Source organism: Rhizobium sp. GN54, assembly GCF_021026345.1.
Lineage (GTDB): Bacteria > Pseudomonadota > Alphaproteobacteria > Rhizobiales > Rhizobiaceae > Mycoplana.
In genome coordinates this window covers 152,841-165,688 of sequence record NZ_JAJNCZ010000004.1, presented here as the reverse complement: position 1 = coordinate 165,688, position 12,848 = coordinate 152,841, and the positions used below count along the sequence as shown (strand labels likewise).

General features: G+C 66.2%; 13 protein-coding genes. 4 read left to right on the top strand and 9 right to left on the bottom strand.

Annotated elements, in window-relative coordinates; genetic code table 11:
• Positions 1-7: 7 nt before the first annotated feature.
• On the bottom strand, positions 8-1,114 hold the full coding sequence (locus LQK81_RS12855; RefSeq protein ID WP_230806715.1) for an efflux RND transporter periplasmic adaptor subunit: 1,107 nt from the start codon (positions 1,112-1,114) through the stop codon (positions 8-10).
• A gap of 302 nt (positions 1,115-1,416) precedes the next feature.
• Between LQK81_RS12855 and LQK81_RS12850 the strand changes: the two genes are divergently transcribed.
• On the top strand, positions 1,417-3,486 hold the full coding sequence (locus tag LQK81_RS12850) for an ATP-dependent helicase (RefSeq protein ID WP_230806714.1): 2,070 nt from the start codon (positions 1,417-1,419) through the stop codon (positions 3,484-3,486).
• A 12-nt stretch (positions 3,487-3,498) separates the two neighbouring features.
• Here the strand turns inward: LQK81_RS12850 and LQK81_RS12845 are convergent, their stop codons facing one another.
• The 5 genes from LQK81_RS12845 to LQK81_RS12825 all read right to left on the bottom strand — a co-directional run bounded on the left by LQK81_RS12845 (position 3,499) and on the right by LQK81_RS12825 (position 9,575).
• The gene (locus tag LQK81_RS12845) at positions 3,499-4,278 is read right to left on the bottom strand and encodes an ABC transporter ATP-binding protein (RefSeq protein ID WP_230806713.1); all 780 of its coding nucleotides are present in this window, start codon (positions 4,276-4,278) and stop codon (positions 3,499-3,501) included.
• Entirely contained in the window at positions 4,275-5,255 is a 981-nt protein-coding gene (locus tag LQK81_RS12840) for a FecCD family ABC transporter permease (protein ID WP_230806711.1), read from the bottom strand. The genes LQK81_RS12845 and LQK81_RS12840 overlap by 4 nt, the downstream gene beginning before the upstream one ends.
• Positions 5,252-6,238, bottom strand: coding sequence for a FecCD family ABC transporter permease (locus tag LQK81_RS12835; protein ID WP_230806709.1), 987 nt, complete (start codon positions 6,236-6,238; stop codon positions 5,252-5,254). The genes LQK81_RS12840 and LQK81_RS12835 overlap by 4 nt, the downstream gene beginning before the upstream one ends.
• Positions 6,235-7,287: an ABC transporter substrate-binding protein gene (locus LQK81_RS12830; RefSeq protein WP_230806707.1), complete on the bottom strand. Its 1,053-nt coding sequence runs from the start codon at positions 7,285-7,287 to the stop codon at positions 6,235-6,237. Before LQK81_RS12830 ends, LQK81_RS12835 begins: the two co-directional genes overlap by 4 nt.
• Before the next feature lie 125 nt (positions 7,288-7,412).
• The gene (locus LQK81_RS12825; protein ID WP_230806706.1) at positions 7,413-9,575 is read right to left on the bottom strand and encodes a TonB-dependent siderophore receptor; all 2,163 of its coding nucleotides are present in this window, start codon (positions 9,573-9,575) and stop codon (positions 7,413-7,415) included.
• A gap of 322 nt (positions 9,576-9,897) precedes the next feature.
• Between LQK81_RS12825 and LQK81_RS12820 the strand changes: the two genes are divergently transcribed.
• Entirely contained in the window at positions 9,898-10,599 is a 702-nt protein-coding gene (locus tag LQK81_RS12820) for a TenA family protein (protein WP_230806704.1), read from the top strand.
• 157 nt (positions 10,600-10,756) lie between these two features.
• Here LQK81_RS12820 and LQK81_RS12815 read toward each other — a convergent pair whose 3' ends face one another.
• The 3 genes from LQK81_RS12815 to LQK81_RS12805 form a co-directional block, all read right to left on the bottom strand.
• On the bottom strand, positions 10,757-10,963 hold the full coding sequence (locus tag LQK81_RS12815) for a hypothetical protein (protein WP_230806703.1): 207 nt from the start codon (positions 10,961-10,963) through the stop codon (positions 10,757-10,759).
• A gap of 56 nt (positions 10,964-11,019) precedes the next feature.
• Positions 11,020-11,259, bottom strand: a complete 240-nt coding sequence (gene rpsU, locus LQK81_RS12810) for a 30S ribosomal protein S21 (RefSeq protein WP_112600385.1) — start codon at positions 11,257-11,259, stop codon at positions 11,020-11,022.
• Positions 11,260-11,550: 291 nt separating this feature from the next.
• On the bottom strand, positions 11,551-11,760 hold the full coding sequence (locus tag LQK81_RS12805) for a cold-shock protein (protein WP_112600386.1): 210 nt from the start codon (positions 11,758-11,760) through the stop codon (positions 11,551-11,553).
• Positions 11,761-12,405: 645 nt separating this feature from the next.
• Here LQK81_RS12805 and LQK81_RS12800 point away from each other — a divergent pair.
• Positions 12,406-12,612: a hypothetical protein gene (locus LQK81_RS12800; RefSeq protein WP_230806702.1), complete on the top strand. Its 207-nt coding sequence runs from the start codon at positions 12,406-12,408 to the stop codon at positions 12,610-12,612.
• A gap of 59 nt (positions 12,613-12,671) precedes the next feature.
• Positions 12,672-12,839, top strand: a complete 168-nt coding sequence (locus LQK81_RS12795; RefSeq protein WP_230806701.1) for a hypothetical protein — start codon at positions 12,672-12,674, stop codon at positions 12,837-12,839.
• The last annotated feature ends 9 nt before the right edge of the window (positions 12,840-12,848 follow it).

The window sequence follows — 12,848 nt, the reverse complement described above, 5'->3', positions numbered from 1 at the left end:
CGCCCCCTTAGCCCTGGACCTGCGCGGTCTCGTTGCCGACGATTTCGACGCTCGCGCCGTCGCGCAGGCGCGCATGCCCCGCCGTGACCACGACCGTGCCGGCGGTCAGCCCTTCCACTTCCGCGAACCCGATCTTGCGCCCGCCGACGGTGACGCGGTTTTCCTGCGCCTTGCCGTCGACGACGCTCCACACGAAGCGTTCCTGGCCGCGCGCCACGATGGCGGATTCCGGAACGGTGACCACCTTGCGCTCCTCCAGCCCCCGGACGGTGATGCGCGCGAACAGGCCGGGTCGCAGCGCCAGGTCCGCATTCGGCAGGCGCGCGCGGATGCTGATGGCGCGGCCGTTGACGTCGAGCATCGGATCGATCGCATAGACCGTGCCCGGGAACGTCCGGCCGGGAAGGGCATCGACGGTGACCTCGAGGGTCTGGCCGATCTTCACCTTCTGCAGGTTTGCCTCGGGGATCTTGAAGTCGACCTTCAGGACGTCAATCTTCTCGAGATTGACCAGCGCGGTGCCGATGCCGACATAGCTTCCGGTCGAGACGCTGCGCAGGCCGACGACGCCGTCGAAGGGAGCGACGATGTCGTGCTTGGAAAGCTGCACGCGTTGCGAATTGAGAAGGGCGGTCGCTGTGTTGCGCTCGGCGATGGCCGAATCGAGATCCCGCGTCGTGCCCGTGCCGTTTGCAGACATGCGCTGGGCGCGCTCGTAGTTGGTGTTGGCGAGGTCGAGGCGAACCCTGACCTCCTCCTCCTCCGCCTTGGCCAGCGCATTGTCGAGGCTGACCAGCACCGCACCCGCCTTGACCGGCTGGCCCTCGTCGAAGCGGATCGCCTCGATCCGGCCGGCGACTTCCGGCGCCAGTTGTACCGATTCGTCGGATTGCAGCGTGCCGATGGCGCTGATGTCGGCCGTCGTCGACATTTCCTCGGCGTCGGCGACCTCGACGGGGAAGCTCGAAGGGCCGGAGCGCTGCCGCGCCGGCTCGCTTGCCGGCGCGGCAGCGACCTGCGAGAGCGCATCGAGATCGATCCACCGCCACTGGACCGCCGCCGCCCCCGCCGCACCGGCAAAGACAACGGCCAGGATCACCGCCAACACCCGCATGAAATTCCTCGTTTTTGCTGCATCGCACCAAACAGCATCATTGCGGAACGCCGCGCGGAACAAAAATGAAAAATCTGTAATGTCGGTCACCAGCCCTCACATTATCGTTATCCGCAACGCCCTGCGGATCAGGGCTTTGGGCATCGCGTGGCGGATTTTCGCGGCCCTTGCGCCGCAGCCGCCCCTGCTTCGGGGCCGAAGGCACGAAAACCCGTCGACATGGTGGCGGCAGCGACGAAAGTTCCGGATATGTTCGCAAACTGCTATGGTCGCCTCGAATCGCACGCAAGATGGAATCCGGCATGACCGCCACCGCCTATCTCGAAAAACTCAACGACCGGCAGAGACTGGCGGTGGAGCACGGGGTCGGGCCGGCGGGTTGTGGCCTGGGCGGGCCGCTCCTGATCATCGCCGGCGCCGGCTCGGGCAAGACCAACACGCTGGCCCACCGGGTCGCCCACCTGATCGTCAACGGCGCCGACCCGCGCCGTATCCTGCTGATGACGTTCTCGCGCCGCGCCGCCTCAGAAATGTCGCGGCGCGTCGAGCGCATCTGCCGCACCGTGCTGGGCGCCAACGCCGCGCTGATGACCGATGCGCTCACCTGGGCCGGAACCTTCCACGGCATCGGCGCGCGGCTCCTGCGCATCTATGCCGAACAGATCGGCCTCAACGTCGATTTCACCATCCACGACCGCGAGGATTCCGCCGACCTGATGAACCTCGTCCGCCACGAACTGGGCTTCTCGAAGACCGAGAGCCGGTTTCCGACCAAGGGCACCTGCCTTTCGATCTATTCGCGCGCGGTCAATTCCGAGACGCCGCTGCACGAGGTGCTGCGCAACTGGTATCCCTGGGTCGGCGGCTGGGAGGAGCAACTGAAGGAACTCTTCGCCGGCTATGTCGAGGCGAAGCAGGCGCAGAACGTCCTCGATTACGACGACCTGCTTCTCTACTGGGCACAGATGATCGACGATCCGGACCTCGCCGAAGACATCGGCAACCGCTTCGACCATGTGCTCGTCGACGAATACCAGGACACCAACAAGCTGCAGTCATCGGTGCTAATGGCGCTGAGGCCCGGCGGTCGCGGATTGACCGTGGTCGGCGACGACGCGCAGTCGATCTATTCCTTCCGGGCGGCGACGGTGCGCAACATCCTCGATTTTCCCCGGCAGTTCACACCGCAAGCCGACATCGTCACCCTGGACCGCAACTATCGCTCGACCCAGCCGATCCTGGCCGCCGCCAATGCGGTGATCGACCTCGCCCGCGAACGCTTCACCAAGAACCTGTGGACCGAGCGCGAGAGCGCCGAGCGTCCGAGGCTCGTGACGGTGAAGGACGAAAACGACCAGGCGAACTGCATCGTCGACCAGGTGCTGGCCAACCGCGAAGCGGGCATGACGCTGAAGCAGCAGGCCGTGCTGTTCCGCACCTCCAGCCACAGCGGCCCGCTGGAAGTGGAACTCACCCGGCGCAACATTCCGTTCGTGAAGTTCGGCGGCCTGAAATTCCTCGACGCGGCCCACGTCAAGGACATGCTGGCCGTGCTCCGGTTCGCGCAGAACCCGCTCGACCGGGTCGCCGGCTTCCGGCTGCTGCAGATGCTGCCCGGCATCGGCCCCCAGACCGCAGGCAGGATGCTGGACACGATCGCGGCCGATCCGGAACCGCTGGTCGCCCTGGCCGAAATCCCGCCGCCGCCCAAGACCGGCGAGGCGTGGACAGCCTTCATCGAGCTCATGGTCGGACTCAAACGGTCGGGCGGCGACTGGCCCTCGGACCTCGCCCAGGCCCGCACCTGGTACGAGCCGCATCTCGAGCGCGTCCACGAGGACGCGGAGACGCGAAAGGCGGACCTCCTGCAACTGGAGCAGATCGCCTCGGGCTATCCGAGCCGCGAGCGCTTCCTGACCGAGCTAACGCTCGACCCGCCCGACGCGACCAGCGACCAGGCGGGCGTGCCGCTGCTCGACGAGGACTATCTCATCCTGTCGACGATCCATTCCGCCAAGGGCCAGGAGTGGCGCGCGGTGTTCATGCTCAACGTCGTCGACGGCTGCATTCCCTCCGATCTCGGCGTCGGCACCACGCACGAGATCGAGGAGGAGCGCCGTCTGCTCTATGTCGGCATGACGCGGGCCAGGGACAACCTGACGCTGGTCACGCCCCAGCGTTTCTTCACCGGCGGCCAGCATGCCCAGGGCGACCGCCACGTCTATGCCGCGCGCACGCGCTTCATCCCGGCCACGCTGCTGCAGTTCTTCGAGACGGCCACCTGGCCGATTGTCGCCCATGCCGCAGGCGAACGAAGCGCGAGGGCGGTCCGCATCGACGTCGGCGCCCGCATGCGCTCCATGTGGAAGTAGCTGCCGGGGCGCCTACCGCGGCACGGCCATCGGCGCGCCGGTGACGGGATCGGGCATGACCAGGGCCGAGAGGTCGAAGGCCGTCTTCAGGTTATCCTCCGTCAGAACCTCCCGCGGCGTCCCGGTCGAAACCAGCCCGGCGGGCCCGAGCAGAACCAGATGATCGGAGAAGCGCGCGGCGAGATTGAGGTCGTGCAGGACCGTGACCACGGTGGCGCCGTGCCGGCGGTTACGCTCCCGCAAAAGGCTCAGCACCTCGATCTGGTGGCTCAGGTCCAGCCATGTCGTCGGCTCGTCGAGGAGCAGGCAGGGTGTGTTCTGGGCGAGCACCAGCGCGATCCAGGCCCGCTGGCGCTGCCCCCCGGAAAGCTCGTCCAGCGGCCGCTCCGTCTGATCCGTGAGGCCGACGGCCTCGAGCGCCATCGCGCACGCGTCGGCATCGGCCTTGCTCCACGGAGCGAGCAGTCCGCGCCACGGTGTGCGGCCGCGCCTGACCAGGTCGGCGACCGTGATCCCTTCCGGCGCGCGCGGGGCCTGCGGCAGGATCGCCAGCCGGCGCGCCAGTGCCCGCGTGTCCGTTGCGAAGATATCCTCGCCGCCGAGCGTCACGCTGCCCTTCTGCGGCCGCACCAGCCGCGCCAGCGCTCGCAGCAGGGTGGACTTGCCGCAACCGTTCGGCCCGAGGATGGTCGTCATCCGCCCTTCGGAAAAGACGAGCGAGAGGTCGCGGATGACGATGCGCTCGCCGTAGCCGAGCGTCAGCGCCTCCGTCTTGAGTTCGATGCCGGTCAAAGCTCTCCAGCCTCCATTTCACGTGCCAGCAGCCACAGCAGGTAGGGGGCGCCGAAGATGCCCGTCATGACGCCGACGGGGAGTTGCAGCCCGGGGATGAGCGAGCGTGCGGCGAGGTCCGCCAGCACCGTGATCGCCGCACCCGCGGCGGCGGCGGCAAGGATGCGCGCCGTCGGGCTCCGCGCGCCGGTCAGCCGGGCGCCGAGCGGCGCTGCCATCAGGGCGACGAAGGGTACCGGCCCGGCCACGGCGACGCCGGCTGCGGCAAACAGCACCCCGGTGGCCGCCAGCCGCCGCCTCGCCCGGTCGACCCGGAGGCCGAGCCCGGCTGCAAGCTCGTCGCCCAATTCCAGAAGCGCCAGGTTCCTGACCTGCAGCGCCAGCGCGAGCGACAGCAGCGCGCCGAGCCCGAGGACCTGCGCGGCATGGCCCCAGTTGCGGGCGGCGAGCGAACCGGTCAGCCAGCGCTGTGCCTCTGCCGCCTGCTCCGGCGGCAGTCGCGTCATCAGGAAGCTGCCGGCGGCGGAGGCAAAGAAGGCCACGCCGATGCCGACCAGGATGAGCGTGAGCGTCGCCAGCGATCCGTCCCGACGCATCGAGAGCGCCGCGACGATGACCGCCGCGGCAAGGCCGCCCGCCGCCGAAAGGAGCGGCATCGGCACCGTGAGGCCCGCGGTGACGCCGACGAGCACCGCCAGCCCGGCGCTGGAGGTGAACCCCATCACGTCGGGCGCGGCCAGCGGGTTGCGCAGGAGGATCTGGAAAATGGCGCCGGATATGCCGAGCACGGCGCCGAGCCCGAGCGCGGTCAGCGTGCTCGGGCCGCGCAGCACGCGCATCGTCAGCGCGCCCGGTCCCGTTCCGCCCCACAGCCCCGCCCAGAGATCGGCGGGCGTCAGCATCACCTGGCCGACCATGAGCGAAAGGAGGACGGCAGACACCAGCACGACGCCGAGAACGAGATTCCCCCCTCTCATGCCGAAGCTCCCGCCCGCAGGCGGCGCGCGATCAGGACGAACACCGGCGCGCCAATCAGGGCGGTCATGATGCCGACGCGGATCTCCGCCGGCGCCAGCACGATCCGTCCCGCCGTGTCCGCGAGAAGCAGCAGCGTCGCGCCGAGCAGGGCGGACAGCAGCAACTCCACCCGCAGCACATGGCCGCCGATGCGGCGCGCGATCGGCGGCACGATCAGGCCGACGAACACGATCGGCCCCGCCACCGCCACCGCCGCCCCCGTCATCAGCGTCACGGCGACGAGGGAGCCGAACTGCACCCGGCCGAGACGCGTCCCCAGCCCGCGGGCAAGCGCTGCCCCGAGCGAGAGCGCCTCCAGCCGCGGCGCCAGCGCCATCGCCAGCGCCGTGCCGAGGATCACGGTCAGGCCCATGGCCGCCAGCGGCCGGGCCCCGGCCTGGGACAGCGAGCCGACGACCCAGAACCGCAGGATCTCCAGCGTTTCCCCGCGGACGAGCACGATCGCCGAGACCAGCGACAGCAGCAGCGCGTTGATGGCCGTGCCCGATAGCGTCAGGCGGACGGGGCCGGCGTCTCCCCGCAGGCCGCCGCCGAGCGCGAAGACGGCCATGGCGGCGAGTGCTGCGCCCGGAAAGGCCAGCGCCGCCATCAGCCCCGCATCCGAACGGCCGAAGAGCAAGGCCCCGAACACGATCGCAAAGGCAGCGCCGGAATTGACGCCGAGCAGCCCCGGATCGGCAAGCGGATTGCGCGTCAGCGCCTGCATCACCGTGCCGGCCATGCCGAGGCCCGCCCCGGCGATGATGCCGGCCAGGAGCCGCGGCAGCCGGATCGATCCGACGGCGACATGGACCGGATCGGACGGATCGAAGGCGGTCAGCGCTTGCCAGATCTCGGTGAACGTGGCGGGGCGCACGCCGACGCCGAGCGTCAGGGCCCCTGCCGCCACGAGCAGCAGAACGACGCCGGCGACCGCTCTCACGGCGCAAGCCCTGCCGCTGCGGCCGACGTCACCACCGTCGCCGGATCTGCATCGAGCGCCAGCGCGATGTCGGCTTCGAGCTGTTCCAGCGCGAACGGCAGCGACAGCACGCTGCCGAAGGACAGGGCGCCGGCGACAAGCGCCCCGGCCAGCACCTCGCGCCCCTCCTTGTGCGCCCGCAGCGTGCGCCGCATCGGCAGCGCAACGATATCGGAAACGACGTCCGAGGACGAAATCCAGACCAGCAGGTCCGCATCGAGCGGCGACAGGTCCTCGGGGGAGAGCGGCGTATAGAAGACGTTCGGGTCCGCGAGCTCGATGAGCGAAGGCGGCGGACGGAAGCCGAGTTCGGCAAGGAAGCTCGCGCGCGTGTCGAAGCCGGTGAACGCCCCGGTCTTGCCGCCGTAGTTGTAGGCGCAGACGGCGGTCTGCCCGGCCCAGCCGGGATGGCGCGCCCGCGCATCGGCAAACACCCGCCGGGAGGCGGCGATCGCCTCCTCCGCGCGCGCGCTCCGGCCCACGGCGCGACCGAGCAATCGCGTCAGTTCGTCCCACGCCATGCCATAGGCCGGCAGGCCGACCGGCTGCATCAGCACCGGTGCGATCTGCGACAGCACCGCATACTCCGCCTCCGAGATGCCCGAGCCGATGCCGACGATCAGGTCGGGCGCGAGGGCCGCGACGACCTCCATCGAGACCTCGCCGGAGATCATCGTGGGCTGTGCATCCCCCAGTAGTGGTTGCGCCCACGGCCAGACACCGTGGGGAAAACTGCCGAACCACCGCCGGATCGCGACCGGGCGCACGCCAAGCGCCAGCAACGGATCCTGCGTCGTATAGCCGAGCGAAACGACCCTCTCTGCCGGTTTCGGCAGCGTGGTCTCGCCGAAGGCGTGAACAAAATGCAGCTCCTCGCCGGCGGCAAGGGCCCGTGCGCCGCCGGTTCCCGAAAGGAACGCGCCCGCGGCCATGCCGACCAGGAACCGGCGACGCGGGAGACCCGTCAGATCACCGGACCGGCCCTGTTCGCTATCGGCTGCATCTTCCATCTCGTATCCTTCGTCGCGGCGGCCCGCGTCTGCCGGTCCGCCGAATGCATCTGCCGGCCCCGAGGGCCGGCAGGATCGATATCCGGTAGAGCAGACGCGCAGGCCTGCCCCGGTCAAGGCTTCCCTTACCACGTATAGCGCAGCGTCGCCGTCACCGTGCGGCGATCGCCATACCAGGCGCTGTTGCTCCATGTGTCGACATGGGTGACGTATTCCTTGTCGAACAGGTTGGTCGCGTTGACCTGGAGCGACGCGTTCTCCGTCACCTTGTAGTTGAGCGCCGCGTCGAAGACCGTGCGAGACGCCAGTTCGGTCGTGTTGGCGATGTCGCCATAGGTCTTGCCGACGAAACGCGCGCCGAGGCCGAGGGTCACGTCGCCGATCGTGCCGTTGCCAGGGATCGTGTAGTCGGCCCAGATCGAGGCGAGATGGTTGGGCACGCGCTCCGGCTGATTGCCGACCAGTGCCGGGTTGAGGTCCTTCTCGATCTTCGGATCCCAGTAGGAATAGGCGAGCGTCAGGTTGGTTCTGTCTGTCACCGCGACCTTGCCCTCCAGCTCGACGCCGCGGACGTTGACCTGGCCGATCTGGATCTGCTCGGTATAGGTGGCGTTCCACTGCGCGACGTTGTTCTGGGTGAGATCGAAGAAGGCGAGCGTGAACAGAGCGTCGACGGCCGTCGGCGCATACTTCACGCCGACCTCGTACTGTTCGCCTTCCTGCGGCTGCGGCGGGCTGGTGAAGGAGGTGCGGTTGGCGCCGACGGGCTCGAAGGATTCGGAGTAGTTGGCATAGAGCGAGATTTCGCTCGTTGCCTTGTAGGTAAGGCCGACGCGCTTGGTGAAGGCCTCGTCCGTGGCGCTGTAGGAGCCGGCGCTCGACCCGGTGGACGAATCCACGTGGTCGTAGCGACCACCGAGCGTCAGGATCCAGCGGTCGTCGAAGGTCAGTTCCTCCTGAAGATAGACCGACTTCGTGGTCATCCCGAAGTCGGAATTGGAGACCGATGCCCAGGTAATGCATTCGACGCCGCAGAAGCTGGGATTGTAGATGTCGATGCCGTCGGCAGTGCCGTCGTACCGCGTCTCGTCCGTTGTCGTTCGCGTATATTCCAGACCGAGCAGCGTGCGGCTGTCGAACCGGCCGAAGCTGGCATCGTATTGCAGCTGGTTGTCGATCGCGAAACTTTCGAGTTCGCCGTAAACGGCAAAGGCGGTACGCCGCGCGCTCGGATCGGCGGACGCGCCGTAGACCGTCTCGTAATCCAGGTCGAGATTGGTATGGCGGGCCACCTGGCGGAACTGCAGGCCGTTGCCGAAGTCATGTTCGAACGAGTAGCCGATATTCCGCTCGATCGTGTCCATGTTGTTGAAATCGGGCTCGCCCAGGAAGGTCTTCGTGTCCAGGCCCGACCCCAGCGGGATCGAGGTTCCGGGGCTTCCGTCGCGCTTGTTGTAGTCGGTCAGGATCGTGAAGGTGGTGGCATCCGTCGGATTCCAGGTCAGCGCGGGCGCGATGTAGAGGCGGTCGTCGTCGGTGAAGTCGGCGCCGTTGTTGCCGTCCTGCCATTTCGCGGTCAGGCGATAGCTCCAGTCGCCGTTCTCGTCGAGCACGCCGCCGAAGTCGGTGCCGGTCTCGACATGGTCGTCGCCGAGCGTCGTGTAGACTTCGCCGAACGTACCGGCCTGCGGCCGCTTGGTGATCGCGTTGACGATGCCGCCGGGGCCGTTCAGGCCGAACAGGGACGAGGTGGATCCCTTCAGCACCTCAATCCGCTGCATGCCATAGGGCTCCAGTCGGCTGGTGGTGAAGTTCTGGGTGCGGATCGGCAGGCCGTCGCGATACTTGCTGCCGCCGCTGTAGAAGCCGCGGATCAGGTAGAAGTCGTAGCGATCGTCGGAGCCGTAGATATCGGTGGAAACGCCCGCCGTGTAGGAAAGGGCCTGATCGAGCGTCTGGACGCCCCGTTCGCGCATTTCCTGTTCGGTCACGACGGATACCGAACCCGGCAGGTCCAGAAGCGGCGTATCGGTCTTGCTACCCGTCGAGGTGTCCTTGGCCACGATCGAAGTATCGGGCCCGATGGCGGTCTGCCCGCCACCCTCGACCGTGATCGTCTCAAGCGTGGTGCTGGAGCCGGCATCACCGGCGGATTGCGCGATGGCCGGAAGCGGTGCCAGAAGCGCTGAACTCGACAGCAGCGCAACCCAGATATGCCGTTTTCCGCCTGGCTTTCGCTTCGATGCGCCTTTGTCCGGAGAGACAGGAGTGGTCGATCGAAGCACCATGGCGCAATTCCTTTCATTCACGGATATGAGCAATCAATTCCCTGCTAAAATACTGATATGTATAGCATTTTCTGGCAGGAAAAGATTGATGACAATTTTTCTCAGGTATTAGGCATAACAAAGTTTCAAGTCAATCATCCGACATAATTTTCCCTGCGACACATCGCCCTGACCGGCAGGAAAGGTTGTGGACGGTTGCGTCGCCGAACGTCGGAGCACGGCCTCACCGCGCAAGAAAAGGCGGCATGCAGTGGAACCCGGGCGACCACACCTGCGTTGCAGACGTTCTTTGCAACCGCCCTTCCGGCCCTGGGAAAGCAATATGTGGGAAACACTCTCCGAACAGATCTTGCGGCAAAACAGGCTCATCTTCGACAAGATGGCCGGCCACCGCTTCATTGCCGACGTCAAGGCGGACTGTCTGCCGAAGCCTGTCTTCGAGCGTTACCTCGTCTTCGAGCGCGCCTTCGCCGACACGACGATCTCGATCTGTTCCTTTGCCACCGCCCGAGCCGAGACGATCGTGCAGAAGCGATGGCTGATCGGCGTGCTCGATGCTCTCGCCAACCGGAAAATGGCCTATTTCGAAAAAGCGTTTGCGGCCCGCGGCATCGACCCGGACGCCTACGACACCGACATTCACGAAGTGGGCGATTTCCGCGACGGCCTGCTCGCAATCGCCCGCGACGGGGGCTATCACGGCACGATCGCCGCCATGTTCGCAACCGACTGGATGTGCTGGACCTGGTCGAAGGCGGCGGCGGCAGGAACGATCAGCGATCCGCTGCTGAAGGAATGGGTCGGCCTGCACGCGAGCGACGAATTCGCCGCCCGGGCCTACTGGCTGAAGGGGGAACTGGATCGCCTGGGCAAGATTCTCGACGCCCCCGAACGGAAGCGTCTGAGCGCGATCTTCGGCACGACGCAGGCGCTCGCGATCGCCTATCACGACGCACCCTATCTCTGTCCCGAGAGATCGGCCATGCGGCTGGTCGGCGGTCGCGACATCCGGCAACTGGCCTGACACGGGAACGCTGGCAAGGAGAGCCGGCCTCATTGGCGAGGGAGCGCTCTGGTCCCTGTCGCGCGCGGGACGCATGGCGAGAGCGGCAATCGCCGGCATGAAGGATGCAAGGACCGGTCCGGCGCGTCTTGCGAAACGGACGGGGAGGCTTCGGAAGCTACTTGCGCCGGCCCTTCTTGGGGGCAACCGGGGCCTCGGAGGCGGACTGCGCCAGACGAAGCGCCCGCAGCTTTTCGGTCTTCTTTTCCCGCGCGACGGTTTCCGCCGCAAGGATCTCTCTCGCGGTCGCATTGGTCTGGTCGGCCTTTGCCTGCGCCGACATCTTCTGCCCGGGCTTGAAGAGGTCTTCCTTGGTGACGGTCATACCGTTCTCCTCGACAAAAAAGAATGCAGCCACGAGGGCTGCATTGTGTTCGGCCGCTAGCGGGTACGGGCGACCTTTTTCTTCGGAGCGGGCAGAAGACCTTCGCGCTGTGCCTTCTTGCGCGCCAGCTTGCGGGACCGGCGGATCGCATCGGCCTTCTCGCGCGCGCGCTTTTCCGAGGGCTTCTCATAGGCGCTGCGTGTCCGCATTTCCCTGAAGAGGCCTTCGCGCTGCATCTTCTTCTTCAGTACGCGAAGCGCCTGCTCGACGTTGTTGTCCCTGACGAGTACCTGCAAAGTATCTCCTTACGCAGCCAGTGCTGCCGTTTCCTGATCCTGATTGCGGACGGATTGCCCCGGGAGGATCGTTCCGCAGGGGCGACCGGTGGCCGTTTTCGCGGCCAGGAGACGAACCCTCCCGCGACATCGGCTGGCAGAACCTGCGCGATCAGGCATGTCTGGACATGCCGCACCGGAGACGGCGCCTCATGATGATCGAAAAACAAAAGGTCGGGACTGCTCCCGACCTTCCTTAGCATTGCCGCCGGCGTGCCAGTACATCCGTGGTCACGGGGGCAATGAAGCGCGTTAGGCGGCCTGCAGGTTGTCGGCCGAGCTCTTGCCCGAACGCTTGTCCTGCACGATGTCGTAGCTGATCTTCTGACCTTCGGTCAGGCCACGCATGCCGGCACGCTCGACGGCGGAAATGTGCACGAAGACGTCCTGGCTGCCGTTATCCGGCTGGATGAAGCCAAAACCCTTGGTGCTGTTGAACCACTTTACGGTTCCAGTGTTCATAACGATTCCTTTCAATCGCTTGTGGGCCCGGTCACGATGACCGATCTGAATTATCGACGATGAAGGGATATCTGAAAGCGCCGTTCGGCCGCGGACAAGAGTCGCTAGCAAGGTTCGATAAACATAAGATAGCGGAATACCAGTTCAAAACAAGGGCGGAAACGTTTTATTTTCCCGCCGCTTGTCCCGGACACTCGATGTCGACTGCGCAGATCCGGACCCATGCAACCGAGAATATTCTCGCGCCGGGCAGAAGATCTTGCGAAGACGTTCGCCTGTTCGAACAGTACCCGCCAATATAAAAAAGGTCGGGGCGAAACCGCACCGACCTTCCTATGGTCGCCTATCTTCCAGTGCCAGTACATCCGTGGTCAAAGGCAGGCGGCGACTACGGCAATTGCGAGCGACAGATGCATTCCAGCGCTCATCAGCAATGCCGATGACAGGCATATAGGTGGCCATTGTGTTCAAAACAAGTCCGCCGGTTCGACGGTGGCGGAATAGCCCCTCGCCTGCCTCGCATTGACCTTAATTGTTCGCTTGCCAAGGGGGGCGCGTGGGCGCACTGTTGCGCCCTCAGCAACAAGGATTTCGGGCGTCGCTGCGGAAACGCGGTGTTTCCCCCCATTTGAAAGGGAGGGCGCAATGTCTTCCAATGTCCATCACATCGAGTTCCGCACGGGCGACAAGCCCGTTCCCGGCGAGATCAGCGCACGCGTCCTGAAGGACATGCTTCACAACGCCGGCTACACGACGGCCAACCTGAAGCCGCTCGCCGGTCCCCTGCACGACGCGTCCCGTTCCGTCCTCCGCCGCTTCCTGACCCTGACCATGCCGGAACAACCCAAATGACCGCCGTGGCGCGGCCCACGCCTCACGGGCAAAGGCGCGAGCCGGACGGACCATGGACCGTGTTCGACACCAGCACTGACCGCGCCGAGCGGCAGAGATCGCCGGTTGCCATGAAGACGCCCGGGCCGGACGCCGGCAATCCGGCACCGGCCTTGGGCAGGGACACCGCCGCAAGCCCGTCGCGCCTGCACCGCTATGCGATCCAGGGCCTGCCCGGCAAGCACTGAACGCGTTGC